Source organism: Enterobacter sp. 04-C-12-SI-ECC, from assembly GCF_047530715.1.
GTDB classification, from domain to species: domain Bacteria; phylum Pseudomonadota; class Gammaproteobacteria; order Enterobacterales; family Enterobacteriaceae; genus Enterobacter; species Enterobacter bugandensis.
Genome location: NZ_JBLKDI010000001.1, coordinates 512281 through 538234, shown reverse-complemented (window position 1 = coordinate 538234; position 25954 = coordinate 512281). Strand labels below are relative to the sequence as shown.

The 25954-nt window shown below is 59.4% G+C and carries 21 protein-coding genes; 7 read left to right on the top strand and 14 right to left on the bottom strand.

Going from position 1 to position 25954, the window contains the following annotated elements:
* The 4 genes from ACMWL8_RS02620 to ACMWL8_RS02605 all read left to right on the top strand — a co-directional run bounded on the left by ACMWL8_RS02620 (position 1) and on the right by ACMWL8_RS02605 (position 6521).
* A complete protein-coding gene (locus ACMWL8_RS02620; RefSeq protein ID WP_045260549.1) occupies positions 1-2667 on the top strand; it encodes a PAS domain-containing hybrid sensor histidine kinase/response regulator in 2667 nt (888 codons plus the stop codon).
* Positions 2664-4838: a glycoside hydrolase family 2 protein gene (locus ACMWL8_RS02615; RefSeq protein WP_045260550.1), complete on the top strand. Its 2175-nt coding sequence runs from the start codon at positions 2664-2666 to the stop codon at positions 4836-4838. Before ACMWL8_RS02620 ends, ACMWL8_RS02615 begins: the two co-directional genes overlap by 4 nt.
* Positions 4839-4933: 95 nt before the next feature.
* The gene (locus ACMWL8_RS02610; protein WP_045260551.1) at positions 4934-5221 is read left to right on the top strand and encodes a VF530 family DNA-binding protein; all 288 of its coding nucleotides are present in this window, start codon (positions 4934-4936) and stop codon (positions 5219-5221) included.
* Between the two features lie 7 nt (positions 5222-5228).
* On the top strand, positions 5229-6521 hold the full coding sequence (locus ACMWL8_RS02605; protein WP_045260552.1) for a glycoside hydrolase family 10 protein: 1293 nt from the start codon (positions 5229-5231) through the stop codon (positions 6519-6521).
* A gap of 40 nt (positions 6522-6561) precedes the next feature.
* On the opposite strand, the gene dsbG is transcribed toward ACMWL8_RS02605, so the two are convergent.
* The 14 genes from dsbG to ACMWL8_RS02535 all read right to left on the bottom strand — a co-directional run bounded on the left by dsbG (position 6562) and on the right by ACMWL8_RS02535 (position 22682).
* A complete protein-coding gene (dsbG, locus tag ACMWL8_RS02600; RefSeq protein WP_045260553.1) occupies positions 6562-7320 on the bottom strand; it encodes a thiol:disulfide interchange protein DsbG in 759 nt (252 codons plus the stop codon).
* 41 nt (positions 7321-7361) lie between these two features.
* Positions 7362-7973 (bottom strand): DsbA family protein, encoded by a 612-nt coding sequence (locus ACMWL8_RS02595; RefSeq protein WP_045260554.1) that lies wholly within the window; start codon positions 7971-7973, stop codon positions 7362-7364.
* A 6-nt stretch (positions 7974-7979) separates the two neighbouring features.
* Positions 7980-10004: a protein-disulfide reductase DsbD family protein gene (locus tag ACMWL8_RS02590; protein WP_045260555.1), complete on the bottom strand. Its 2025-nt coding sequence runs from the start codon at positions 10002-10004 to the stop codon at positions 7980-7982.
* A 48-nt stretch (positions 10005-10052) separates the two neighbouring features.
* On the bottom strand, positions 10053-10421 hold the full coding sequence (locus ACMWL8_RS02585) for a hypothetical protein (protein WP_045260556.1): 369 nt from the start codon (positions 10419-10421) through the stop codon (positions 10053-10055).
* An 87-nt stretch (positions 10422-10508) separates the two neighbouring features.
* On the bottom strand, positions 10509-11069 hold the full coding sequence (locus ACMWL8_RS02580) for an RNA polymerase sigma factor (RefSeq protein WP_052682998.1): 561 nt from the start codon (positions 11067-11069) through the stop codon (positions 10509-10511).
* Positions 11070-11074: 5 nt separating this feature from the next.
* Entirely contained in the window at positions 11075-11494 is a 420-nt protein-coding gene (locus ACMWL8_RS02575; protein WP_023292366.1) for a hypothetical protein, read from the bottom strand.
* A 202-nt stretch (positions 11495-11696) separates the two neighbouring features.
* Positions 11697-13247: a methyl-accepting chemotaxis protein gene (locus ACMWL8_RS02570; RefSeq protein ID WP_045260558.1), complete on the bottom strand. Its 1551-nt coding sequence runs from the start codon at positions 13245-13247 to the stop codon at positions 11697-11699.
* 89 nt (positions 13248-13336) lie between these two features.
* Positions 13337-14353 (bottom strand): LacI family DNA-binding transcriptional regulator, encoded by a 1017-nt coding sequence (locus ACMWL8_RS02565; protein ID WP_045260559.1) that lies wholly within the window; start codon positions 14351-14353, stop codon positions 13337-13339.
* Between the two features lie 28 nt (positions 14354-14381).
* Positions 14382-15788: a sucrose-6-phosphate hydrolase gene (locus ACMWL8_RS02560; protein WP_045260560.1), complete on the bottom strand. Its 1407-nt coding sequence runs from the start codon at positions 15786-15788 to the stop codon at positions 14382-14384.
* On the bottom strand, positions 15788-17158 hold the full coding sequence (locus tag ACMWL8_RS02555; RefSeq protein WP_045260561.1) for a sucrose-specific PTS transporter subunit IIBC: 1371 nt from the start codon (positions 17156-17158) through the stop codon (positions 15788-15790). Before ACMWL8_RS02555 ends, ACMWL8_RS02560 begins: the two co-directional genes overlap by 1 nt.
* Positions 17159-17224: 66 nt before the next feature.
* Positions 17225-18742: a carbohydrate porin gene (locus tag ACMWL8_RS02550; protein ID WP_045260562.1), complete on the bottom strand. Its 1518-nt coding sequence runs from the start codon at positions 18740-18742 to the stop codon at positions 17225-17227.
* A gap of 172 nt (positions 18743-18914) precedes the next feature.
* Positions 18915-19805, bottom strand: a complete 891-nt coding sequence (locus tag ACMWL8_RS02545; RefSeq protein ID WP_045260563.1) for an aminoimidazole riboside kinase — start codon at positions 19803-19805, stop codon at positions 18915-18917.
* An 88-nt stretch (positions 19806-19893) separates the two neighbouring features.
* Positions 19894-21105, bottom strand: a complete 1212-nt coding sequence (locus ACMWL8_RS02540) for a diguanylate phosphodiesterase (protein ID WP_028013219.1) — start codon at positions 21103-21105, stop codon at positions 19894-19896.
* A gap of 95 nt (positions 21106-21200) precedes the next feature.
* Positions 21201-22682, bottom strand: a complete 1482-nt coding sequence (locus ACMWL8_RS02535) for an alpha/beta hydrolase (protein ID WP_045260564.1) — start codon at positions 22680-22682, stop codon at positions 21201-21203.
* Between the two features lie 266 nt (positions 22683-22948).
* Between ACMWL8_RS02535 and ACMWL8_RS02530 the strand changes: the two genes are divergently transcribed.
* Genes ACMWL8_RS02530 through ACMWL8_RS02520 form a run of 3 tightly spaced genes read left to right on the top strand, consistent with a single transcriptional unit; the run spans position 22949 to position 25938 of the window.
* Entirely contained in the window at positions 22949-23803 is an 855-nt protein-coding gene (locus ACMWL8_RS02530; protein ID WP_045260565.1) for a MurR/RpiR family transcriptional regulator, read from the top strand.
* A gap of 12 nt (positions 23804-23815) precedes the next feature.
* The gene (ddpX, locus tag ACMWL8_RS02525; RefSeq protein WP_045260566.1) at positions 23816-24391 is read left to right on the top strand and encodes a D-alanyl-D-alanine dipeptidase; all 576 of its coding nucleotides are present in this window, start codon (positions 23816-23818) and stop codon (positions 24389-24391) included.
* A 14-nt stretch (positions 24392-24405) separates the two neighbouring features.
* On the top strand, positions 24406-25938 hold the full coding sequence (locus ACMWL8_RS02520; protein WP_045260567.1) for an ABC transporter substrate-binding protein: 1533 nt from the start codon (positions 24406-24408) through the stop codon (positions 25936-25938).
* Positions 25939-25954 lie beyond the last annotated feature (16 nt).

Here is a 25954-nt window from a genome sequence, read left to right as displayed (position 1 = left end):
ATGAGTTCATTCACGTACGATCTTAACGCGCTGCCGGCCGCCGTCATGATTTATGACCGCGAGGAACGCCTGCAGGCCTGGAATCACAACGTTGCCCTCTTTTATCCGGTCATAACCCCGTGGCTGACGGTGGGAACGACTCTTGAAGCGCTGGCGGAACGCTTTATCGACGCCGTTTACAACGTCGATCCCGGCCTGCGCCAGACGCTGCGCGAGTCGATCGTGCGCAACTGTCGGCAGGATAAACACTGCGAGGTGCGCCAGGCGGGCCAGCGGCGGATCTTCGTCCAGCATCAGCGGCTTGCGGACGGCGGTATTGTCAGCCTGCACAGCGATGTTACGGAGCTGGATGAAGCGCAGCGCGCGCGCCACCAGCTGCATGACGACTTTCTGCTGACGGCGGAATCCATTCATATCGGGATCTGGGACTGGCAGGTTTCCGGCGACACGCTCCAGGTCAACGATACCCTGCTTGCCATGCTGGGCCAGTCGCGCACACAGTGGCGATATCCGGTGCGTTTTCTTCTCAATCAGGTCCACGAGGACGATCGCGCAGCGCTACGCAAGGCGCTGCACGCTTCGAAGCAGGATCACCGTCCGGTCTTTGAATGTGAAATTCGCGTGCATCACCCTACCGAAGGACTGCGCTGGATGCTGCTGTCCGGCCAGGTGGTTACGCTCTCCATTGAGGGAAACGCAGAGCGCGTTATTGGCACGCTGCAGGATATTACGCGGCGCAAAGAGGCTGAAATTCAGGCGTTCGCCTCGGCCATTGAGGCACAAAAAGCCAATGAGGCAAAAAGCGCGTTCCTGGCGAATATGAGCCATGAAATTCGTACCCCGATGAACGGCATTATTGGCATGACCCAGCTGTGCCTGGATACGTCTCTGAGCGCCGATCAGCGCGACTATCTGACCCTGGTGATGAGCTCTGCCCAGTCTCTGCTGCATATCATCAACGACATTCTCGATTTTTCCCGAATTGAAGCCGGCAAAGTGGAGCTGGAGTCGGAACCCGTTCCTGTCCGCCCCTTTATTCAGTCGCTCATTCGCCCGCACATGCCGGGGGCGAGCGAAAAAGGCATCGAGCTGCTGGTTGATATTGCGCCCGACGTTCCCGACGTGCTGCTGGTTGACGGCGCGCGGCTGCGCCAAATCCTGACCAATCTGCTGGGCAACGCGCTGAAATTTACCCATCAGGGAGAAGTTATCCTGGTTGTTGAGCCCGACGATAGCGCGAATCGATGGCGTTTTCGCGTGCGCGACAGCGGCATTGGCATACCGGCAGATAAGCAGAAGGCTATTTTTGAAGCCTTCAGCCAGGCGGATAACTCAACCACCCGCCGCTATGGCGGTACGGGGCTCGGGCTAACCATCTCGGCAAGACTGGTTGCGGCCATGGGGGGCGAATTAACGGTCTCCAGCGAGCCGGGAAAAGGCAGCGAATTTTCGTTCTCGCTGCCCCTGGCGGCGCAGACCCTTGCGCCCGGAGAGCGCCCACATAGCCAGCGCTTTAACGGTGAACCCGTACTGATGGTTGATGATAACGCGACCAACCTGCGGCTGCTGGCCGCGATGCTCAGCCAGATGGGACTGAAACCCACCTGCGTTAACAACGCCAGCGAGGCCATTGACCGGGTTAGAACGGGAACGGCGTGGCCCCTGATCCTGCTGGACGCGCAGATGCCGGATATGGACGGCGTGTCTCTGGCCCTTGAGCTTTCGGTTCTGCCGCAGGTTGCTGAAAGCCATATCATCATGCTGAGCTCCATGAGCCGACATTTTGATATCAATATGCTGAAGCGGATCGGAATCAAGAACTATCTGCATAAGCCTATCGCCCAGGATGAATTACATCAGGCGATTGCCGCCGCGTTTGAACGTTCGCCAGCACCCGTGGGTGAAAGCACGCCCGCGCCTGTCGCCTCGCCTGCAGCCACGGGACTGCGGATCCTGCTGGCTGAAGATAATCTGGTCAACCAGAAGGTCGCCGCGCGCCTGCTCGAGCGGCTCGGCCATAGCTGTCAGATCGTCGACAATGGCATCGCGCTGCTGGAACGCTGGCGCGCGGATACGTGGGACGTTTTACTGATCGACCTTCAGATGCCTGAGATGGACGGTGAGACCGCTATTCGCCTGCTTCGTGAAGAAGAGCAGTCCCGGCCCGGACCGCCTCAACCCACCGTCGCCATGACCGCACACGCCATGCAGGGGGATAAAGAGCGCTGCCTGAACATGGGGTTCGACGGCTATATTGCCAAACCCATCAGCCAGGAGCGTCTCGCTGAAGAGATTGCCCGCGTGCGCCAGCACCACGAAGACGCCTCCGGTTTTCCGGATGAAGCACGCCTGCTGAAGCAGTGCGCTGACGATCCCACCCTGGTAAAGGAGCTGCTGGCCCTGTTTGGCGAAGGGCTAAATGAAGCAATCAAAACCATTACCCAGGCGATCGACAGCAACGACCGCGAGGCGCTGCGACGCGCGGCCCACAAGCTGCGCGGAGAAGCCGTCACCCTGGACTTCAGCACGCTCGCACAGCAGCTGCAGGTGCTGGAAAGCGACGCGCATACGCTGGATGGGCTCCAGCTTGCGGCCCTGAAAGAAAATCTTCGCCAGGAATCGCTGCGCCTGATGGCGTGGCTCAACGCGCGCGGGGTAAACAAATGAACGCTCGCAACTGCACGCTGCTCGTTGCCCTGTTGACCACCCACGCGGTGGCGAACTCTGCGCCGGTCAGCTGGTCTCTGGCCGGAGAATGGCAGGTTCAGGATGCCAATGACAGCGCACATCCTGCCGCATCAGGCTGGCACCCGCTTCAGGTTCCTGCCAACTGGTACAGCGCCGGGTACGATCATCAGGGCGCGCTGTGGTACAAGCACGCGTTTTCCCTGCCCGTGCAGCCCCCCGACGTGATGAGTACCCTGGTGTTTGACGGCGTCGATTACCTGGCAGAGGTGACCCTGAACGGCCAGCCGCTGGGCAAGCATGAGGGCTACTTTCAGCGCTTTTCGCTGGACACCAGCCCGGCGTTACAACGTCACAACCGGCTCGTCGTCAGGGTAGACAGCCCCTACGAAGATCCGCACAAGATCTGGCCTTTGCATAAAACGGTCATGAAAGGGGTTCTGAATCAGCATGACACGCGTCCCGGTGGCGCCTGGTCGCCGGAAGGACAGGACGCTAACTCGGGCGGCATCTGGGCACCGGTCCGGCTGCACCTTAGCCGGGGCGCTACCCTTGATGAGACCATCCTGCGGCCCGACTGGTCGCAGGGGCTGACTCGCCCGACGCTAAAAGCGGAGATTCGCTACCGCGCGCTCGGTCAGGGCCCGGCGACCGTGCAGCTCACCGCCACGCCCGCCAACTTCAGCGGCAGGCCCTATCAGGCTGACTTTCCGGTTACCCTCGAAAGCGGTGCCCATTCCGTGCAGGTGACGCTGCCCATGCCGAAGGCAAAACTGTGGTGGCCGATCGGCACGGGGAAACCCCACCTGTATACCGTTCGCGTGGCGTTGCGGGATGCAAACGGCTTAATGGACACGGCGGTAACCCGCACCGGGCTGCGCAAAATCGTCGAGCAGTCCGACAATAAGGGCTGGCTCATAAACGACAGGCGCCTTTTTATTAAGGGCAGCAATTACATCGGTTCCCCCTGGCTCGGCACCATGACGCGGAAAAAATACCGACGCGACCTTCGTCTGGTGGAAGCCATGAACGCCAACGCCATACGCGTGCACGGACACGTTGCGGGGCGCGCGCTGTATGACGTGGCCGATGAGATGGGCATGATGATCTGGCAGGATGTTCCGCTGCAGTGGGGCTACAACAACAGTGCGGCTTTCACGGAAAATGCGGTTCGACAGACGCGGGAGATGATCGAACAGTTTGGCAATTCCCCCGCCATCATCGTCTGGGGCGGGCATAACGAACCGCCGTGGAACTCGCCGTGGATGGAAAAACGCTTCCCGGACTGGAATAAAGATCTGAATCGCGAGCTCACGAAGCGTGTAGCGGATACGCTTGCCGAAGATACCTCCCGCATCGTGCACCGCTTCTCCGCCGTTGAGGAGCATTACTGGGCGGGCTGGTACTTCGGCACCGTGCGCGACCTGCTGGCCCCAGCCAAAACGGGGATCATTACCGAGTTCGGCGCGCAGGCGCTTCCCCGCTTATCGACGCTAAAAACCATCATCCCGGCGGCGTCGCTCTGGCCAAAAACGACCGCCGCCGACGATCCCGGCTGGACCGTCTGGAAATACCATAATTTTCAGCCCTTCCAGACCTTTAAGTTCGCCGGTATTTCGCGCGGGAAGAATATTCAGGCGATGATCCACAATACCCAGGCGTACCAGTCTCAGCTGGTGGCAACGGCGGCCGAAAGCTATCGCCGACAGCGCTACCAGCCGGTGACGGCCCTGTTCCACTTTATGTTTGTGGAAACCTGGCCCTCCATCAACTGGGGCGTAGCGGACTACCTTCGCAAACCTAAAGCCGGGTTTTACGCGCTCCAGCGCGCGTACCAGCCTGTTTTGCCGTCTATCGAACCGGTCACCGCGCAGTGGCAATCCGGCGCGGCGGCGACCGTGCGCCTCTGGGCCATCAACGACACCTGGAAACCGTGCAGCGAATGCCGTCTGAGCTGGCGCATCACCCAGCGCGACAAGGTGCTGGCTAAAGGCACGACGATGATGTCGATCGCAGCAGACTCGGGAACGATGGTCAAAACGCTGACGGCTACGCCCGTGGGCCAGGAGGACGTGTCGATTCGGTTTACGATTGAAAACAGCGCGGGAAAAATTGTCGGTGAAAATCAGCGCACGGAGTCCGTCATAAAGTGAGCGAGGGGGAAAAGGAAAATTGCCGCTTCCCCTGCTTTCTTGTACCCTTTCAGCGTTTACCCCAATCCCCTAAAAATCGAGACATCCGGACGCCTATGACTGCACATATTTCCAAAGATCCTTTGCATGGCGTAACGCTGGAGATGATGGTCAACGCCCTGGTGGCGAAATATGGCTGGAGCGAGTTGGGCGACCGCATCAAAATTAACTGTTTCAGAAAAGATCCCAGCATTAAATCGAGCCTGAAATTCCTGCGCCGCACCCCGTGGGCGCGCGCGGAAGTTGAAGCCCTGTATCTGGATTCTCTCATCGATGAGGTGAACGCAGAACAGGAGGCACCCGCCTTTAATCCCTGGGCCAACAGCAGGATTATCAAGAGCTAATACGCAAATGACGCGACACGTAAAACGGATTGGTGCGCTGGCTGCCTGCGCGCTTTTACTTGTGAGCTGCTCCTCAAAACCACCGAAATCGCTGGTGACTCCTCTTCCCACCGTCAGCAAACCGACGCCGCAGGTAAACGAGCCGATGCGCGGCATCTGGCTGGCGACCGTCTCGCGCCTCGACTGGCCGCCGGTGGCCTCGGTGAATGGCCGCAGCGCCGACCAGCGCATCACCATGCAAAAGCAGGCGCTGATCGGCAAGCTCGACAACCTTAAGCGCCTCGGGATAAACACCGTATTTTTCCAGGTGAAGCCGGACAGCACCGCGCTCTGGTCATCAAAAATTCTACCGTGGTCAGATATGCTGACGGGCAACATCGGCGAATATCCGGGTTACGACCCGCTGCAATTTATGCTGGATGAAGCGCACAAGCGCGGCATGAAGGTCCATGCCTGGTTTAACCCATACCGCGTGTCGACCAACACGAAGCCCTCAACCATCGCCGCCCTGAACCGGACTTCATATCTGACCCCGTCCAGCGTTTATGTTCAGCACCCGGAATGGGTACGCGTCTCCGGAGATCGTTTTGTTCTCGACCCGGGCATTCCCGAAGTGCGCGACTGGATAACCAAAGTGGTGACCGAAGTGGTGGCAAACTACCCGGTAGACGGCGTGCAGTTTGATGATTACTTTTACGCTGAATCGCCGGGATCCGCGCTCAACGACGCGCAAACCTGGCGGCAGTACGGCCAGGGATTTGCCTCAAAAGCCGACTGGCGCAGACACAATACGCAGCAGCTGATCGTGCAGGTCTCCCGCGCGATCAAGCAGACCAGGCCCAACGTGGAGTTTGGCGTCAGCCCGGCGGGCGTGTGGCGGAACCGCTCCTTTGACCCGGCGGGTTCGGACACGCGCGGCGCCGCGGCCTACGATGAATCCTACGCCGATACGCGTCAGTGGGTGCAGCAGGGCCTGCTGGACTACATTGCCCCGCAGATATACTGGCCCTTCTCCCGGGACGCCGCGCGCTACGACGTGCTGACCAAATGGTGGGCCGACGTCGTCAAGCCGACCCACACCCGCCTGTATATCGGTATCGCGTTTTACAAGGTGGGCGAACCGTCGAAAAATGAGCCGGACTGGACGGTACAGGGCGGCGTTCCGGAGCTAAAAAAACAGCTCGACCTTAACGATTCGCTGCCCAACGTGAACGGCACCATCCTGTTCCGGGAAGATTACCTGAACCAGCCGCAGACCCAGCAGGCGGTGAACTACCTCAAAGGACGCTGGGGTAGCTAAGTGACTATCAGGCAGAAACACCCCGTTTCTGCCTGATTTCTTAAGGCTTCGGCCCGAACATTGCCTCAAGCTGCTGCGCGTCCGGCATACCGACCACCTGCTGCAGTTCGTTTTCCGCATTCAGATAATAAATGGCCGGCGTGGCGTTTGCACCCAGGCTGTCCATCAGCGCCTGGTGTTTCTGCAGGATCGCTACCGTTTCGCGGGAAGCCTCGCCTTCAGGCTTGGGTAATTTTTTACCGCCGGAAAGCTCGTATTCGCGCCAGGCCGAAACCGGATCTTTCGCATTCAGGATCGCAGAGGCGTTGCGCCCGCTGTTGGGGTTAAGAAACGCCACCAGCAGCGTGTTGAGCTGAACCTTTCCCGCCTTCACCCACGGCTGCGCTTCAGCCCAGAACTGCTTGCAGTACGGGCAGAACGGATCGGCGAAGACGAAGACCTTACGCGGGGCGTTATCTGCCCCTTCCTTCAGGGGATGCGCCGCGTTGAGGTTCTTCCACATCTCGCGCCCCATCGGGGCGTAGATCTCTTTCTGGAAATAGCCTTCGCTGAGGTTTTTTCCTTTGTCATCGTACAGATAGCCCGAGATGACGTGCTTGCCGTCCGGCGTTAAAAACAGCGTCACGCCCATGTCCTGATATTGCCCCAGCCAGGCCGGTGCGCCACCGGGGACATCCAGTTTCTTAATGATTTTGATCTGCTGCTGCTCGCTGAACTGCTTCACCACATCCGGTATGGCATCAGCGGCCTGGGCCAGCCCTGAGGTCGCCAGCGCCGAAAGTAACAGTAATTTTTTCATTTCCCTCTCCGGTTTGTCGGGGGCATTCCGCCCCCTTCAGGTTAGCGGTTTTTCAGTGCGTCACTGACCATTTCGTCGAACTGTTCAAAAGGAACCCAGCCGGGCAGCAGCCCTTCGCCGATAAGCGTGGCGGGCGTGCCCTGAATTCCCATTTTTTCCGCGACGATCAGGCTGCGTTTTATCGACACCATGCTCTCATCATCCGGCGCGGTGACGCTCACCCCCGCGCGCTTTTGTGCCTCCTGAATGCTGGCGTCATCGTGGTACCCCTTTTTGGCCATCAGGGTATGGTTAAATTTCATAAACTGCTCGGGATGCGCGCGCCAGACGGTTAACGCGTCGCGCGCGGCGGTCAGCGAACTTTCCGAGCGGAAAGGTAAAAACTTAAAGACCACCGCCACATCAGGGTGTTTTTCGACGATCTTCTCCAGGTAAGGATCGAATTTCTTACAGTACGGGCAGTTGTAGTCGGTAAACACCACCAGGGTAAGCTTTGGATTTTTCGCGCCAATACGCGGCGAATCCGGATCGTTGAACAGAAAATCAGCGATCATCTTCTGCGCACGCTGCTCCTGGTCCGGCGTCAGCGGCTGGGCTGCCATCACCTGAGCCGAGGCCAGCAGGAGGATAAGCGTAATAAAGAATTTTTTCATAATGCATTAGCCTTTTGCGTCGTTCAGGGTGGTGACCAGGGTGCGCTTGTCCAGCAGCGGCGAGAGGATCTCTCCGTCAGGCGTGCCGGGGCCATAGACCTCATTAAAGGGAATGGCGTAGCGGTTTCGCTTCGCGAGAAATTCAGCGATCAGCGCGGAGGGCTGGCTCCAGTCTCCGCGCAGGGCCACCACGTCCGGCTGATTCAACGCGGCAATAACGTCCGACTGACGCAGCACGCGGTGCTCGTTAACTTTGCACGTTACGCACCAGTCCGCCGAAATATCCACAAACACCCGCTTCCCCTGCGCCAGCGCCAACTCGATAGCCTCTTCGCTGAGCGGCTGCCACGGGATGGTTTGCGCAACGTTTTGTGACGGAGCGTCAGTCGGCGCGTTAAGCAGACCGCGCACCTGATACCCGCCGAACGCCGACAGCGCGATGACCACCAGCCAGAACAGCGGCGAAGATTTTTGCCCCTTCAGCGCGAACAGTACCAGCGCGACGGCAATCAGCCCCAGCATCACGATCTGGCTGACCGCCTCGCCCAGATGCACGCTCAACAGCGTCGCCAGCCAGAGGCTGGAGGCCAGCATCATCATGCCGAGGACGACCTTGAGCGTGTTCATCCAGCGGCCGGGTTTGGGCAGCAGCAGGGCCGTTTTCGGCACCATGGCAACGAAAAGCCACGGCAGGCTCATGCCCACGCCGAGCATCAGGAAGATAAGCCACAGGGCGTGGAGCGGCGCGCCAAGGGCAAAGGCGACCGCCGTCCCGAGGAACGGTGCGGAGCACGGCGTCGCCAGCAGCGTGGCGAACATCCCTTCGCAGAAGCTGCCGCCGATCCCCGAGCCCCCTGCCGTCGCCAGCCGTCCTGCGGCAGAAGAAGGGAGCAGCATTTCAAACGATCCAAACAGGTTCAGCGCAAACAGGAAGGTGACGGCGACCATCAGGCCGATAAACCACGGGTTCTGGAACTGAATGCCCCACCCCAGCGACGCGCCGGCCAGCTTCAGCGCGGTGACCATCCCGGCCAGCAGCATAAAGGAGGTGAGGATCCCGGCGCTGGTGGCCAGGAAGCGCAGCCTGATGGCGCGCCTGTCCGATCCCGCCTGCAGGATGCTGTTAAGCTTCATGCCCATTACCGGCAGCACGCAGGGCATCAGGTTCAGGATCAATCCGCCAAGCAGGGCAAAAAGTACCATTTTACCCGTTCCGCCCGGCGCGGAAGGCTCTGTGGGGGTTGCCCCAACGGTCATAGTGGTTTGCTGCGCGTTGCCGCCATTGGTCAGCACAAACGACAGCCTCTTGCCTTCCAGCGAGGCGGGTTTATCGCCCCATTCGTCGGTCACGGGTACCGTCACCCGAAGCCTGTTGCCGTCGTGCTTAATGGCCGGCTCGCCGGGGAGAATGTCACCCTCCAGCGGGTCAAAGTAGATCCCCGGATTGTCCCACTTCCCGTCCGTCGTGCCGGTAATCACCAGCTTGTCACCAGAGAGCCATGCGGAAAGATCTGCGGATACGCCTGACGTACCGGGCACGGCGCGCATCGCTTGTTCGAACTCGCTACGGAAGCCCTCATCCACCGGCTGGGTAAAATCGAGATGCAGCGGGTAGTCCGTCAGCAGGCAGACGTTGCTGCAGGTGGAGAGCGTGAGCGTTCCATTGAGCGCGTCACTCTTCACCCCGTCGAGAACGATCGGAATCGTGACCTTATCGTGATACCCCTGCGTGGTCATGCCGGAGATATCGAAGCGCGAAGGAACCGGCCAGGACCAGCTATCCGTTACGCCTTCCGGCCAGCTGATTTTTGGCGCGACGCCGCCCTCGCCCGGCGATCGCCAGTAGGTTTTCCAGCCGGGCTTTAGCTCAACGGTAAGCAGGCCCTTAATGTGCGTTTGTTCCCTTTCCGCCTGAAAGCGGATGCGGGCGTGATCGTTTTGTGGGGAGACCTGCCAGCCGGTGTCTGCCGCATGGGCAACGCCGATGCAGGACAGCCACAGGAAGACGAATCCCCTGAAGAGATTAACCATGTATTACTCCGTGAACAGTGAAAAATTATCGTGTGGTGACGATGATTTTCATTCACGGAAAACGCAGTTTTTAAGGTGTATTCGGAGAGGCGGTGCCTGAACCGGCTGTTCCGCGGGAGCGAATGCCCGCCCTTGCGTCAGCAGCTGTAACAGCGCGAAGAAGATAATGATAGCCGGCAGCGCGCCGTCGAAGAACAGCGGCTGGGCACAAAGAAGCGACTGGGCGCCCAGCTGGCAGGGCGATGGCCCGGACTGCTCGGTGCTACTTTGGGGTGGGGCATCTGCACTCAGTGAAATCTGCGGATCCAGTCCCTGTAAAAAATGGTTGAGCATCACCGCACGCTGCACGAGGCAAATCGCCATCGCGAGACAGGTAATGATCAAAAGCCATTTTCCGAGGAGCTGACGGTTGCGCATAATATTCCAGAGTAACAAGACGCCCCGATCATAAACGATAGTGATGAATCTACAAGTGCCGGAAGTGTAAGGTTTTGTCTGTCGCCGCTATTCCCCCGTCAGCGCGTCGTAGATATCCCGCAGCCGCGTGCGCAGAAACAGCACCGCCTTGTGCTTGCGGGATAGAAGCGCCTGCTCGCTGGCCCCCGTCTCCTCTGCCAGCATTTTAATGCTGTATCCGTGCAGCTCGGTCTTTTCAAACACTTCGCGCTGCGGTGGCGGGAGTTCTGACAGCGCCTGCCCCAGCTCTTCCCACAGCAGCGTTTTGAGATACTCCTCCTCCGGCGTTTGCGGTACGCCGAACAGGGTTTCGGCCAGCTCGTCCTCGGGAAAACCCTCTTCGTCTTCGCCCGTAAAATAGCCGGAGAGCGGCACCTCGCGCTTTTTACGCGCCCGGTCTGTCATCTCGTTACGCGCCGTGCGGAACAGCCAGGCGGCGACGTTTTCGATCGGCTGCTCCACTTTCATCAGCTGATAGGTCACTTCCTGCAAAATGTCGTCGGCATCATCGCGCACGGACATCCGTCCGCGAATAAAGGCTTTCAGCCGGGCGCGACAGGCGTTGAGCGCCGACATCAGCATGGATCCGCCCGCCTCCCCGGCTTTCATCTCGCTCACTCTGCGTCCGGCGCTTTTGGCGTAGCGTCATCGCGCTTATCGTCACGATGGCCGTGCCAGCCGCAGTGCCCGCGCCCGTGGCGACCAAACCCTTCGCGGCGCTGCTGAATAAACGCCTCGCGCTGCTCGGGCGTCATGTTCATCCAGCGCTCGTGCATCCGCCGGTGCGCGCCAAACATCCCCGGGCGGAAACCTAACCCGCCGAACAGAATGCGGCTCAGCACCAGAATCCCCAGCGCCTGCCAGAATCCAATAGCCTTCACGCCAAGGATCGCCGGAAGCAAGGCGTTCCACAGGGACATCACCAGCAGGCCGAGCACGATGAAAATCACCGCGCCGATGACCAAGCCCTTGCCCATGCGGTGGCGACCGAATCCGCGCCCGTGACCTCTGCCGTGCAGTTCAAAATCTCTCATGGTGTTTACCTCGTTTGCAGTAACTGATTATGGCTTGTGATGAGGTAGACGGATGAGGGGGGGAAATATTGCTGGGGTGAATGAAATAATTACTCTGGCCGCACATTCGCGGTTATTGCCCGGCGGCGCGCTGACGCTTGCACGGGCCTACAGGTTTCGTAGGCCGGGTAAGCGTCAGCGCCACCCGGCACGTGTCAAAGACTTACGCCTGCACTGGCAACCTAAAACTCGCAATACTCCGCGAAAGCTGCTGCGCCTGCTCTTCCAGCGAGGCCGCTGCTGCCGCGGACTGCTGCACCAGCGCGGCGTTCTGCTGGGTCACGCCATCCATCTCGGTTACCGCCTGCCCGACCTGGCCGATCCCGCGGCTCTGCTCTTCGGAGGCGACGGAGATCTGCTCCATCAGCGTATTCACCTTATTCACCGACGAAATAATCGAATCAATCACCTCGCCCGAGCGGCTCACCAGCTCCGCACCGTTTTTCACGCTGGAGACCGACTGCGCAATCAGGCTCTCGATGTCTTTAGCCGCCACCGCGCTTTTCTGCGCGAGAGTGCGCACTTCGCTGGCCACCACTGCAAAGCCGCGGCCCTGCGTTCCGGCGCGCGCCGCTTCAACCGCCGCGTTAAGTGCCAGAATGTTGGTCTGGAAGGCGATGCTGTTGATCACGCTGGTAATGTCTTCGATGCGCTTCGAGTTCGCCGCAATGGTATTCATCGTGTCGATGACTTCACGGGTCACCGCTTCCCCGGTGTGGGCATTTTTCACCGCGTCCTGCACCAGTTTTCCGGCCTGATAGACATTATCGGTATTGTTCGCCACCGTCGCGCTCAGTTCCTCCATGCTCGCCGCCGTCTGGGTCAACGCGGAAGCCTGCTGCTCGGTACGCGAAGCCAGATCGATATTCCCGGCGGCAATCTCCTGCGCCGCGTGCGTCACGGTATGGCTCGCATCGCGCACCTGGGCGATGGTCGCCAGCAGTGCCTGACGCATCTGCTCCATCGAGCCCATCAGGTGGTCGATTTCGTTGTTTGAACTCCCCTTCACCGGCACCGGAACATCCAGCTTGCCCGCCGCAATCTGGCTGCAGTGCTCGCGCGCCAGGTTGACCGGGGCAAAGACAAAGCGCTTCATGAAGATGCTGACTGCAACGATCACCACCACAAACAGGCAGGCAATAACGGCAATCATCACCAGGCCGGAGACGAAATTGCTGCTCGCATCCTCGTTCAGGCTTTTAGCGTATTTCTGGTGGACCGAAAGCACCTGGTCGAGAATGATTTCGTACTGACGATCGAGACGGGAAACTTCCGGGATCAGCGCGTCAAATTTGGCGACATCGTGCGCCGCAGCGGCATCGATCAGCGGCGCCAGCCCCTGGTTGCGGTAGTTTTGCCAGGCGTCCTGATAGGCACTCACCAGCGGCGCTTCATCCGTCAGACGCGTCGACGCCATAAACGCAGCAAAGGCATTGTCCGCTTTGGTCAGCGCCTCTTTCACTGCGGCAAGCTTTGCAGACTCGTCCGCCGCGTTGCCCGCTTCCACCATCTTCACGTACTCCATCACCCGCACGCGCAGCGTACGGCTGTGGTTGATGGGGTCAATAATCGACAGCACCACCTGGATCTCTTTGTTGACGTTATCCAGCGAGTTATTACTTTTAATGATGAGGCCAACGCTCGTCACGGTGCTGACGATAAAGAACAAAAGCAGCGAGAACAGGACAATCAGGGACGACTTTTTCAACGACATAAACCAATACCTCAAGGAGAATTATTCCTTATGGTTATCGGCGCATCCAAAACTTAAATTAATTAAAGTTATTGATGTATCGAACGACGCTATACCCCTGACTTATAGCGCCGCTGCAGGGTGGCATCCAGCTTGCGCTGCAATGGCTGCGGCGTCTCCCCTTCGATCAATTTGCCAATCAGATCAAAGCAGTGCCACGCCAGCTGGCGGTTGTCCTGACGAATGGTATCCACCGGGATCGTCAGTGAATCGTAGAGATAGTGATCGTCAAAGCTGGCTAATCTGATATCGCTTTGCAACAGGTTATGCTGGCCCATATAGCGCAGCACCCCTTCCAGCAGCCCGCAGGCGGCGGTGAAAAGCGCTTTTGGCGGACGCCCCAGGCGGGCGCAGAGTTCGGCAAACATCTCGTACCCGGAGCTCGGGTGATAGTTACCGTGAATGATCCACTCGGGGCGAAGCTTCACACCGGCCTCTCGCAGACCTTGCTTAAAACCGTCCAGACGGTCGCGCGTCGGAGACAGGCGCGGCTGGCCGCCGAGGAAGTAGAATTCATCCGGATGCTGGCGCGCAATGTCCGCTACCAGCGCCGCTGTCGGGGTAATGGAGTCGGTGATCACCAGCGGCAGCGCGCTGTCGTTCATGTGCCGGTCAAAAAGCACCACGGGCAGCTGCTCGCTGAGCTTCAGGTAGTCCGCATCGTTCAGCATGCTGGAGGCCACAATCAGCCCGTCCACCTGACGCGCCACCATATTGTTCACCACCACCGTCTCCTGCCCCGGATTTTCATCGCTGCAGGAGATAAGCAGCTGAACGCCCGCCTCGCGGCACAGCGTCTCCAGCTCGTGAGAAAAGACGGCGAAACCGTAGTTAGTGATCTCGGGAACGACAAGACCAATGGTGTGGCTGCGGTTATCGCGCAGCGAGCGGGCGTGAATGCTGGGCTGATAGTGGTGCTCTTTTGCAATCGCCAGCACGCGCTCGCGCGTCTCTTCCGCCACGCGAAGCTCTTTGCTGCGCCCGTTCAGGACCAGGCTGGCGGTGGCTTTTGACACACCCGCCAGCTCCGCGATGTCTTTTATGGTGACGCGTTTTGTTTTTCTCACAACGACTTAGATCCGGCTGCCAAAACCCTCATTCTATCATGCAGGCGCGCAGCGACCAGTAGCGTAATGTGATGTCGGACGCACCTTCGAATCGCACCCGGGCCGGATGGTCAGGAAAATAGCGGCTGCTCATCACCCCTTCACCGTGATTAATAAAAATTTCAACGCTTGAGCAGTCGCACAGAACGCGTAAATGACGAACCTCACCCTGCCAGTAGCGGGTCAATGTTTCCCCGGTTTTCAGGCTCGCGCGTTCAAGGCGTAAACCCTGCTCATCGACCGTGAGGCGCAGCGCGCCTGCGAAATCGACATTCACCTGCGATACGCCCAGCTCAAACTCCAGGCGCATCGCGTCCAGTTCCGGCGCCTCGCTGGCGCGCCCCTGCCAGCGCTGCTCATCTTCACGCAGCGCCGCCAGCTCGCGCGCCGGGGTCTGCCAGAGCCTGCCGTCACGATAGCGTAATTCACGCGGGCAGGTCATCTGGTGCATCCAGCCGTACGCCCGGGTTGGCTGAAGCATCTCCTCCCCGTCCGGTACGCCCATCCAGCCGATCAGAATGCGGCGTCCGTCTTCTGCTAACGTGGTTTGCGGGGCGTAGAATTCAAAGCCCGCGTCCAGCTCGTGCAGCTCGCCGTGATCGAATGCGGCGCTGGCATAATCAAACGCCCCGCTCATCCAGGTGGCCGGATAGGTATTGAGGTAGCGATGCGGCTCGCGTGGCAGCCCCTGCGGGCAGCAGATCAGGACGTGCGTTCCGTCGAGGGCGAACAGGTCCGGGCACTCCCACATATACCCCGCTTCCGTCAGGCCGTTGACGCCGTGACCAGCGATCTCCCCGCAGGACGTCCAGGCATGCAAATCGGCTGATTTAAACAGCAGCACCTTGCCGCGCTTTTGCACATCCTGCGCACCCAGCACCATGTACCACTCCCCGTCGTGTTGCCACACCTTCGGGTCGCGCACGTGGCCGGTGTAGCCTTCCGGCAACGCCAGTACCGGCCCCAGCTTCGTAAAGGTTCCGTCCGGCTGCTCCACGGCGAGGCACTGCCAGGCGGTGCGGCTGCCGTCATCAAACTTTACGTTGCCGGTGTAGCACAGCGTGAGAACGCCGTGGTTGTCCACGGCGCTACCGGAGTAGCAGCCGTTGCGGTCATACTCTTCGTCGGGCATCAGCGCCAGCGGCTCATGCTGCCAGTGCACCAGGTCCGCAGAGCTCCAGTGCCCCCAGCATTTAAAGCGATGCTCGCAGGCCAGCGGGTTCCACTGATAAAACAGGTGGTAGCGTCCGGCAAACCAGATAAACCCGTTCGGGTCGTTCATCAGCCCCGTCACCGGCGCGGGGTGCCACTGCGGGTAATGGCTATCCGCCAGCGCCCGCGGCTGCCCTTTCATAACGGCCTGCAGGATCGCAGGCCAGCGGGAAAGTTGCGTCATTATTCAGAGTCCGTTTTATATTTCAGCAGCAGCGAGACGGTAAACGCCACGCCGAAGGCAATCACCATGCCGATAATATAGTTAAGGAGCGAGCTGGCCTGCACGATAGCCATGCCCGGAATAGCGGTCAGCCCGACGGCGGTCATGTAGACATGCACGGAGACCACCCAGGCCCCGCCCGCCGCGCCGCCGATCAGCGCCGCGATAAACGGCTTCACGAAGCGCAGGTTGATACCAAAAATGGCCGCTTCGGTAATGCCCAGCATCGCAGAAAACGCCGACGGTAAGGTAATAGCTTTGATTTTCACGTCTTTGGTTTTGAACCACACCGCCAGACAGGCGCCGCCCTGCGCCACGTTCGCCATGGCCCAGATCGGCAGCAGGAAGTTAACGCCAATGGACGGGTTACCCAGCAGCCCGGCTTCAATCGCGTGGAAGCTGTGGTGAATACCGGTGATCACAATCACCGAGTACAGCCCACCGAACAGCAGCCCGGCCAGCCAGCCCGCGTGTTCAATCAGCGTGCTCAGAATAAAGGAGATGCCGTCGCCCAGCGCGCGCCCTGCCGGGCCGATAATCAGCAAGGCGATGAAGCCAGAGATAACGACGGTAAGGAACGGCGTCAAAATCAGATCCAGCGCGTCCGGGATCGCGCGGCGCAGGTTTTTCTCGACGATGCTCATAAACCAGACGGCCAGCAGCACCGGGAATACCGTGCCCTGGTAGCCAATCATCGCGATCTCAAGGCCGAAGAAGTTCATGGTGTGGAAGCCGGAGGCCACGCCCCAGGCGTTGGTCAGTGCCGGGTGGGTCAGAATGCCGCCCAGCGTCGCGCCCAGATACGGGTTCCCGCCAAATTCCCGCGCCGCGGTAAAGCCGATCAGGATTGGCAGAATGATAAACGCCGCCGAGCTGCACATGTCCAGCATGATGTAGAGGGCGTTATCCGCATTGACCCAGCCGTAGGTTTTCACCATGCCGAGCAGGCCCATCAGCAGGCCGGACGCCACAATGGCGGGAATGATCGGGACAAAGATATTGGAGAGCAGACGCGCAATGCGCTGGAACGGGTTCAGCTTGCGCGCCGCGATATCCGCCGCTTCAGACTTGCTGGACTCACTAATCCCCGCCGCCTGAATAAACGCGGCGTAGACCTTATTCACCACGCCCGTGCCGAAAATGACCTGCATCTGCCCGGCGTTATGAAAACAGCCCTTCACGCCCTCGACCTTGCCAATCGCCTGCCGATCGGCAAGCGCGTCGTCGACCAGCACCAGACGAAGACGCGTAGCGCAGTGCGCAGCGCTGGCGATATTTTCCTTGCCGCCCAGCAGCGGAATAAGCTCGCGGGCGATTTGATTAACATCCATAGATACCTCTGCCTGACTTCTTTTTATGATGTGCGAAACGCTCCCGCCGGGCGGGAGCGTGATGGGTTAAAACCAGGTTTCCATCTGGACCCCAAAGTTCCATTCCCCGCCAGCGTTGAAGCCGCTGCTGCCAAAGGCATCATCGCTGGCGTAATTATCCAGTTTGCTGCTCCAGTCCATCCAGGTGGCAAACAGGCGCAGCTCCGGGCGGCTGAAGAAATCGCCGATTTTGCTCGCTTTTAACGTTGGCGCAAAGGTCAGCTTGTAGAAACTGCCGTTCACGGCGTTACGGTCCTTATAGCCTTCCGGATGTAAATCCATGTACTGATAGCTTCCCTCAAACGCCAGCGCGAAGTTCTGGGTCACCTCTTTAATCAGGCGGGCGTTGAGCGTCACCCACTCATAGCTGTCGCCCTTGACGTAGCGATCTTTGCTGCTCTGCGCCAGCACGGCAGGCGCGATACTCCAGCCACCGCCAACAGGCGTGACACCGTAACTTGCGAAGCGCCAGGTATCGGCATCAGACAGCAGCGCCCCGTCGGAACCGATGCTCTTAACTTCTGCACCCAGGCCGTGACCGTACAGCAGCGCCGTTTTGGCATTCCCTTCCCGCAGGCCGTAGAAGCTCTCGTTGTGCAGCCCCACCAGGGCATGAACGCCGTTATTGGCCGCGTCGGTTTTGATGAGATCGCCGTTAGCGTCTTTACGGTCGTCGTTATCCTTCGCCCGCAGGCCGCTCACCATTACCTGCAGCGGCCCGGCAAAGTGGTTCATGCTGAGGATGTAGTTCTGAACGTTGTTGTCGGTCTGCTCCACGCTGCCGAAGTTGCGGCCGTAGATCGAGAAGTTGCTGCGCAGCGAGTCGTTCCACTTCACGTCGTAGACGCCGCCGCCGGTACCGGCCAGGAATACCACGTCGGAATCCAGCCAGTGAATGTCAAAGTTGTCGCGGTCGAAGCGTTTACCCGCCCAGAAGGTGCTGCCCTTCAGCGCGCCGGTAAAATCAGGCAGGTTACCCAGCTCCGCAAAGGCCTGGCGAATATTGAGATCGCTGGTATCGGCTGACCAGTCGTTATAGGTTCGCTGACCGTCGGCCAGCATCGCCTTGAAGCGCGTGGTCGCCCCGTTATCCAGGGTTTGCTTGTGCTCCAGGTTCAGCTCGACGTAGGTGTCGGCTTCGTTACCCAGACGCCCTACCGCACCGCCGGTTTCCCCGGCTGGCGTCAGGTACGGGCCGCTTTTGCTGCTGGAGGCCGCGTCATTCATCAGCAGGCCGGAACGGGCGTAGCCGTGGAACTCAAACCCGCTGCTCTGATCCGCTTTTTTCTCCAGCGCGGCGGTACGCTGCGCCACCGCCTGGGTTGTGGTTTGCGTCTGCTGCTGGGCGGCGACCAGCTGCTGCGTTTTTTGTTCGGCTTCGGTGGCGCGTTTTTCAGCGACCTGCGCACGCGCTTCAGCAGCCTGAAGGCGCTGCTCCATCGCGGCAAGGCGCGCTTCGATACTTGTCATATCCGTCTGGGCAAAAACAGAGGTACTGCCGGCCAGCATGCCTATCATCACGGCAAGTCTGCGTTTTTTATACATTTTGTCGCATCCCTAAAAGTATTAATCGAACGTGCTAAATTGCTAAACCGGTTTAGGCTGCTGATACTAAACCCGGGAATTTTGGATCGGCAATCTTTTTTGCTAAACCGATTTAGTAAGTGTGATCGAGGCGACAATTCAGGCCGCCGGACGGCGGCCAGTGAAGGAAGGATTACAGGTCGTGCTGCCAGGGCAAGGCGGTCATCGCCCCCTTTGCCGTGGTGGCTAACGCGCCACAGCGCTGGGCTAAGGCGATTGCCGGAACCAGCTCCTGACCGGCGGCCAGCCCGTAGAGCAGCCCGGCGACGAAGGCATCGCCCGCGCCAGTGGTATCGACACATTGCACAGGAGTAGCCGGATAGTGTTTCACCGCGCCCTGATCCCAGGCGATAACGCCCTCTTTTCCCTGGGTGACCAGCACCAGGCGCGCCGGGCAGCGCTGCATCAGCGTGTTCAGACCTTCTTGTACATCCGCATCGCCGGTTAAAAATGCCAGTTCTTCAACGGAGAGCTTGACCACGTCGGCGCTTTGCACGGCCTGTTCCAGGCAGCGACGCAGCGCGTTCTCATCCGGCCAGAGATCCGGGCGAATATTGGGGTCGAAGCTCACGTTACCGCCCGCCTTCCGGATGGCGTCCATCGCCTGAAAGGTCGCCGAGCGGCTCGGCTCTGCGCTTAGCGCGATGGAACAGACGTGCAGCCACTCGCCCGCGCTGAACGTCGGCAGGTCAGCGGGTTCAAGAAACAGATCGGCGCTCGGGCGCACCATGAAGGTAAACGAGCGTTCGCCGTGGTCGTCCAGATCCACCACCACCGTAGAGGTGCGGTGCGCCGGGTCAAGGCGCATATGCTTCACGTCGACCCGCTCGTCAGCGAGCGTTTTCGCCATAAAGCGCCCGAAAGGATCGTCGCCAACCCTGCCGATAAACGCGCTTTTGCCCCCCAGCCGGGCAATGCCCACCGCGACGTTTGCCGGTGCACCGCCGGGGCACTGCAGTAATTTCCCTTCGCCATCGGGCAATAAATCCACCACCGCATCGCCAAGTACCCAGATTTTTTCCATGTGATCCTCTTAGCTAAACTATGTTAAACCGTTTTAGCTATTTAAGCACAGGCAGGGAAAAGGGGAAATAACGCGGGAGGAAAATTGCCTAACGCTTCAGATGCGGCCAGCGAATATCGCCAACGCCGTTAAGCTGCGGACGGGCAAACAGGAAGCCCTGGAAGCGGCGGATCCCGGCAGATTCTAGCCAGCACCACTCCTCGATTTTCTCGATCCCTTCGGCCACCAGGGTAATTTCAAGATCGGAGCAGCAGCTGATGATGGAGCGCACAATCGCCTGCTTCGGGCCGCTGAGATGGATATCGCTGATGATTTCGCGGTCGATTTTGATTTTATCCGGCTGGAAGCGGGTCAACAACGAAAGCCCGGCATAGCCCGAGCCAAAATCATCGATCGCCAGGCCTACCCCCTCACCGCGAAGCCGCTTGATGGCGCTGTTAAACTGGTTGAACCCGGAGATCATCTCGTTTTCAGTAACTTCAATGACCACCTGCTCCGGCTGAAGGCCATGTTTTTTAATCTCATCGACCAGAAATTCCACCGCGCCAGGGACATTCACCAGCGACATGGGCAGCAGGTTTACCGCGATTTTATGGCTCCCAATGCCCAGCTTTTCCGCCAGCGCGAAGGCATACGCTTTCGTCTGGAGATCGACTTCATAGATTTTCGCCGGGTCCAGGGAGCTGAAGAAATGTTCCGGGCTGCCGCCGTCATTGCTACGGATAAGCGCCTCAAGGGAGCTGATTTTCCCTTCCGAGGGCTCGACAATTGGCTGCAGCGCAAACTGGCAGGTTTGCCCGGCAATCAGGCCCAGATGTTCGCCAAAGGGTAGCGCTTCGGTCGAGAGCGTCCATTTGTCCGAGGTGTAACGCGTCCCCGACGGGGCCGGACGTTTACCGGTTATAAAGGTCTGAATAAATTTGAACACCCGGTCATCAGATGTCAGATAGCTGTCCAGCTTGCTGTAGCGCAGCACCGACTGCAGCACCTCTTTCGGCGACTGCGTTTGCAGGTCGAACAGCAGCATACCGACGTTTTCGAAGCGTCTGCGCGGACCATAGTCCCGCAGCAGTTCAACCACCCCACTGTGACGCTTGTCCTCACGGATGGTGTGGAACAGTTTGACCACACTCTCTTCCGACCCTTCGAGGATCTGCAGAACGTCATTCCCTTTTGCCAGGAGGACGCCGGTAATATCCAGTTTTGTGTTGCGGCCCCTGGCGCGCTCCACCAGCTCCCGCAGTTCGGTGGACGGGCGGGATAAATTCAACTGGCTTCGGTAGATCAGCGTCGTCAGCACAAAAAGGGGTTCCAATGATGATGAGAGGTGCCTTGAAGCTACTATGTAACATACTTAATCAATGCGACCTAACATATTCACGCCACAAGGGAACATTACTTTTCCCCATCGCCAATCCTGCTGTCGATCCTCTCCTGCATATAGTCGTAAAACGGGTTCGAGGTGACCCGCATCAGCGCCTCTTTTCCGACGCTCAACACGGACGTTTCTCCCCACAGCGCAATTGTCCCCAGGCTTATCCCGTAGCGGTTTTTCACCCCAGGTTCGCGGCCATAGAGATCGTCTTCCGGCGGGAACGGCACGGCAACGTGCGACAGCGAATAGACATCCTGCGGCCAGGTCTGCACAAGCGGCACAACCGTCTCCCGCGTGCTGCCTGCTGGCGTTGTTTTCGCCACCGTCGAGAAACTGTGTGCGTCCGCATTGGTAATAATCGTGACACCGTAACGTCTTTGCGCAACCGGCAGCAGCGCCGAGGTTGCCGTCCACGACGACGGCTTGAACAGCGGGCGGAAGCTCGCCGCCTGGTTGATGTCAAACACCACCAGCTCGCTGCCGTTTGCCGGAAGCTGGTCAAACAGGCCGGTCACCACCGCGCGGGTGCTGACCGTAGAATCCATCACCGACTGGAACGCCAGGATCGGCGGCAAATTCGCCAGCCTGTTCTCCCGCGCCTCGCGGCCAATCTGCTCCTGCAGGGCCTTCGTCAGCAGCCACGACTGGCGGGCGGCGTTCACCGGGAACGAGTTGTATTTATACGGGTTATATTCCGGAGAGATATTCAACCACGCCGCTTTGGCAAACGCCGGCAGCAGCGCGGGTAGCCCTGCAAAACCGGCAAAGCGCGCAAAGGCCGTCACGCCGATCATTGGTGAGAGCAGGATTACCTGCTGCGGTCGACGAAGCGCAGAGGAATCCAGCGCATCGAGAGCATATTTCATCGCCAGCGCCCCGCCGTTGGAGTACCCCACCAGATGCAGCGGCACGTTATCCCCCGTCAGGCGCGTGGCTTCCCGCACGGCAAGACGCGTCGCCGCGAGCCACATCTCCCAGTCAACGTCGGTCAGCGCGCCGGGCGCGGTGCCGTGTCCGGGCAGGCGCGGAACCACGGCCACAAAGCCGTGCTGCTGATAATTTTCGGCAAGGTGCCTGACGCTGTAAGGCGAGTCCGTCAGTCCGTGCAGCAATACCACCGCGCCACGAGGTTTTCCTGCTGGCATCAGCACAAACGAACGGTTGGCATCGGGCGTGAACTGTCCCGGCCAAACCAGGCTCTGGCGATAATAGCGGTTTAGCGGCGTTTGTTCCTCGCCCGCTGTTTTCGCCGTCACCGCCCTATCAAGCTCGGCGAAAATGGCGTTTTCCCGGGCAACATACCCGGCAAAGTTGGCGTTATCGAGTTCACGCACGGACATCTCGTCCGCCCGCCAGGTGTGCCAGAGGTGCAGGTCCGGCCCCTGCTGCGAGAGATAGACCCGCACTGCCAACAGGACGACCAGGACGATCCCCACGACCATCCCTGTTTTCTTTGCAAGCGCCGTCAGGCGCACGCTGATTCGCCAGGGCAAATTCGCCATGCCGGGATCCCTTTTATGTTCACTGTCCTTTTATCTTATCAAAAATGTGAACGGACTGACGTATTCATCAAATTCATACCTGCCACGTCAGCCGCTGCACCAAAAGTGAACTACGCTGCACAAATGTTGATCATTGGTTAACTAAATATTGCGTGAAATTAACAGCACGGCGGGTTTTTACCTCACCGTGAACATGGCACGCGTCGTGCATTGTTAACCCGGTAACACAAATCCAGCTTTTGACAGCCAGTTAACAGCGAGGCGGTATGACGACGAAACCCGAGATGTTGAGCCGTATCGAAGCGACGTTCAGCCAGCTCACTCCCAGCGAAAAGCGGGTCGGGAGCTGGCTGCTGGCGCACGCCGCGCAAATCCCGTTTGAAACCGCGGAGAGCGTCGGTCTGGCGAGCGGGACCAGCGGGATCACCGTCGGACGCTTCCTGCGCAAGCTGGGGTATCGCAACCTGGAAGATGTCAAAAAGAGCCTGCGCGATCCGTATCAGCCCTGGGGCATGAACGAGCGGCTGGACTCCTGGCAGCAGCAGCGTCCCCTCCCCAACCGCCTTCAACATGCCCTGTCGCTGGAGGTGGACGCCATTACGCAGGTGTATCAGCTGGCGCAAACGGACGCCTTCCGTCAGGTGGTGCACAACCTGGCCCACGCCGACGCGGTGTTTGTGCTGGGGATCCAGTCCACGCGCGGGATCGCCAACGCCTTCTTCAGCCATCTCGAGTACCTTCGCCCGCGCGTGAGCTATTCCGAAGGCGCGTCCGGCAGCTGGGTGGAATCCCTCAACTCCGGGTTTTCGCACCCTTACGTTGTGCTGACCGATACGCGCACCTACTCCACGATGGCCCGCCAGTACTGCCGCGTGGCGAGCGAAAAAGGGATCCCGCTGGCCTTAATCACCGACATCTGGTGCCCGTGGGCGCGGGATTACCCGATGGATTTACTGCAGGTGAAAACCGATACCGGTCATTTCTGGGACTCGCTTGCCCCCGTGAGCTGTCTGTTCAACCTGCTGCTGTCGGGCGTAGTGGAAGCGCTGGGTGATGCGCTCCCGACGCGTCTGGCGGTAAACCGACAATTACAACAAGAGTTTGGTCAATTCGAACGCTAAAGGAGCGGAGCTATGCCCGAAGAGAGTGAACTGATTGACGTGGCGAAGACGTTTCCCACGCTGCATATCGATCTGAAGTACGCCACCGCCGACAACATCACCGGCAGGCCGATCTATCAGGAGGCGCTGTGCCTGCTGCATATCGACGCCGCCACCGCGCTGGCAAAAGCCATCAGCATTGCCGCCCTGGCCGGGCTGAAGCTGGTGGTGTACGACGCCTACCGGCCGCAGCAGGCGCAGGCCCAGCTGTGGGACGCCTGCCCGAACCCGGAGTATGTGGTCGATGTGGCAATTGGCTCCAATCACAGCCGCGGTACGGCCATCGACGTCACCCTGATGGACGAGCATAACAGCGTGCTGGATATGGGCGCCGGTTTTGACGACATGCATGACCGTTCGCATCCCTATCACCCCTCCGTACCCCCGCACGCGCAGCGCAACCGTCTGCTGCTGAACGCCATCATGTTCGGCGGCGGTTTTGTGGGGATTAGCAGCGAGTGGTGGCACTTCGAACTGCCGAACGCCGCCAGCTACCCGCTGCTTGATGACCGTTTTGCCTGTTTTCCCCTGACGCACACCTCTCTTTAACCTGGAGCACAGCCATGAAAACATCGCTTCTCACGACCCTGATTGCCGCCACGCTGGCGTTGAGCGCCCCGCTGGCGCTGGCCGCCATCCCGAAAGACATGCTGGCGATCGGTAAAGCCGCCGACCCGCAAACGCTCGACCCTGCCATCACCATCGATAACAACGACTGGACCGTCACCTATCCGTCCTACCAGCGTCTGGTCAAGTACAAGCCCGGCTCTACCGAGGTGGAGGGCGATCTGTCGACGGGCTGGAAGGCGTCCGACGACCAGAAAGAGTGGACCTTTACCCTGACGGATAACGCCAAATTCTCCGACGGCACGCCGGTCACCGCCGAAGCGGTCAAACTCTCCTTTGAGCGCCTGCTGAAGCTCGGCCAGGGGCCGTCTGAAGCCTTCCCGAAAGATCTGAAAATTGATGCCGTCGATGACCACACGGTGAAATTCACCCTCAGCCAGCCGTTCGCGCCTTTCCTCTACACGCTGGCAAACGACGGGGCGTCCATCATTAACCCGGCGGTGCTGAAGGCCAATGCCGCGGACGACGCGCGCGGTTTTCTGGCGCAAAACACCGCCGGTTCCGGGCCGTTTATGCTGAAGAGCTGGCAGAAAGGCCAGCAGCTGATCCTGGTGCCGAACCCTCACTGGCCGGGCGACAAGCCGCACTTTAAGCGCGTCTCGGTGAAAATTATCGGTGAAAGCGCCTCGCGCCGACTGCAGCTTTCCCGCGGCGATCTGGACATTGCCGACTCCCTGCCGGTCGATCAGCTTGCGGCCCTGAAGCAGGAAGGCAAAGTCGCCGTCGCGGAATACCCCTCCCTGCGCGTGACCTATCTCTATCTCAACAACAGCAAAGCGCCGCTCAATCAGGTGGATTTACGCCGGGCCATCTCCTGGGCGACGGACTATCAGGGAATGGTAAAAGGCATTCTGAGCGGCAACGGCAAGCAGATGCGCGGCCCGATCCCGGAAGGCATGTGGGGCTTTGATGCCGCGGCAATGCAGTACAGCTTCGACGAAGCCAAAGCCAAAGCGGCGCTGGATAAGGTCAAAGACAAACCCGCCAGCCTGACCTTCCTTTACTCGGACAACGATCCGAACTGGGAGCCTATCGCCCTCTCCACTCAGGCGAGCCTCGGCAAGATCGGCATTAACGTCAAGCTGGAGAAACTGGCCAATGCCACCATGCGCGACCGCGTCGGAAAAGGCGATTACGACATTGCCATCGGCAACTGGAGCCCGGACTTTGCCGACCCATACATGTTCATGAACTACTGGTTCGAATCGGACAAAAAAGGGCTGCCGGGCAACCGCTCGTTCTATGAGAACAAAGAGGTGGATTCGCTGCTGCAGGCCGCGCTGAAAACCACCGACCAGGCGGAACGCACCAAAGATTACCAGCAGGCGCAAAAGGTGGTGATTGACGAAGCGGCCTACGTCTATCTGTTCCAGAAGAACTACCAGCTGGCGATGAACAAAGAGGTTAAAGGCTTCACCTTTAATCCGATGCTCGAGCAGGTGTTCAACATCGCCACCATGAGTAAATAACGGTTCTCGTCGGGGG

Excerpts from the sequence above, each read along its gene's own strand:
- ACMWL8_RS02620 (WP_045260549.1), top strand. The coding sequence starts at position 1 with ATGAGTTCATTCACGTACGATCTTAACGCGCTGCCGGCCGCCGTCATG.
- ACMWL8_RS02615 (WP_045260550.1), top strand. The coding sequence starts at position 2,664 with ATGAACGCTCGCAACTGCACGCTGCTCGTTGCCCTGTTGACCACCCAC.
- ACMWL8_RS02610 (WP_045260551.1), top strand. The coding sequence starts at position 4,934 with ATGACTGCACATATTTCCAAAGATCCTTTGCATGGCGTAACGCTGGAG.
- ACMWL8_RS02605 (WP_045260552.1), top strand. The coding sequence starts at position 5,229 with ATGACGCGACACGTAAAACGGATTGGTGCGCTGGCTGCCTGCGCGCTT.
- dsbG (WP_045260553.1), bottom strand. The coding sequence starts at position 7,320 with ATGAAAAAATTACTGTTACTTTCGGCGCTGGCGACCTCAGGGCTGGCC.
- ACMWL8_RS02595 (WP_045260554.1), bottom strand. The coding sequence starts at position 7,973 with ATGAAAAAATTCTTTATTACGCTTATCCTCCTGCTGGCCTCGGCTCAG.
- ACMWL8_RS02590 (WP_045260555.1), bottom strand. The coding sequence starts at position 10,004 with ATGGTTAATCTCTTCAGGGGATTCGTCTTCCTGTGGCTGTCCTGCATC.
- ACMWL8_RS02585 (WP_045260556.1), bottom strand. The coding sequence starts at position 10,421 with ATGCGCAACCGTCAGCTCCTCGGAAAATGGCTTTTGATCATTACCTGT.
- ACMWL8_RS02580 (WP_052682998.1), bottom strand. The coding sequence starts at position 11,069 with ATGAAAGCCGGGGAGGCGGGCGGATCCATGCTGATGTCGGCGCTCAAC.
- ACMWL8_RS02575 (WP_023292366.1), bottom strand. The coding sequence starts at position 11,494 with ATGAGAGATTTTGAACTGCACGGCAGAGGTCACGGGCGCGGATTCGGT.
- ACMWL8_RS02570 (WP_045260558.1), bottom strand. The coding sequence starts at position 13,247 with ATGTCGTTGAAAAAGTCGTCCCTGATTGTCCTGTTCTCGCTGCTTTTG.
- ACMWL8_RS02560 (WP_045260560.1), bottom strand. The coding sequence starts at position 15,788 with ATGACGCAACTTTCCCGCTGGCCTGCGATCCTGCAGGCCGTTATGAAA.
- ACMWL8_RS02555 (WP_045260561.1), bottom strand. The coding sequence starts at position 17,158 with ATGGATGTTAATCAAATCGCCCGCGAGCTTATTCCGCTGCTGGGCGGC.
- ACMWL8_RS02550 (WP_045260562.1), bottom strand. The coding sequence starts at position 18,742 with ATGTATAAAAAACGCAGACTTGCCGTGATGATAGGCATGCTGGCCGGC.
- ACMWL8_RS02545 (WP_045260563.1), bottom strand. The coding sequence starts at position 19,805 with ATGGAAAAAATCTGGGTACTTGGCGATGCGGTGGTGGATTTATTGCCC.
- ACMWL8_RS02535 (WP_045260564.1), bottom strand. The coding sequence starts at position 22,682 with ATGGCGAATTTGCCCTGGCGAATCAGCGTGCGCCTGACGGCGCTTGCA.
- ACMWL8_RS02530 (WP_045260565.1), top strand. The coding sequence starts at position 22,949 with ATGACGACGAAACCCGAGATGTTGAGCCGTATCGAAGCGACGTTCAGC.
- ddpX (WP_045260566.1), top strand. The coding sequence starts at position 23,816 with ATGCCCGAAGAGAGTGAACTGATTGACGTGGCGAAGACGTTTCCCACG.
- ACMWL8_RS02520 (WP_045260567.1), top strand. The coding sequence starts at position 24,406 with ATGAAAACATCGCTTCTCACGACCCTGATTGCCGCCACGCTGGCGTTG.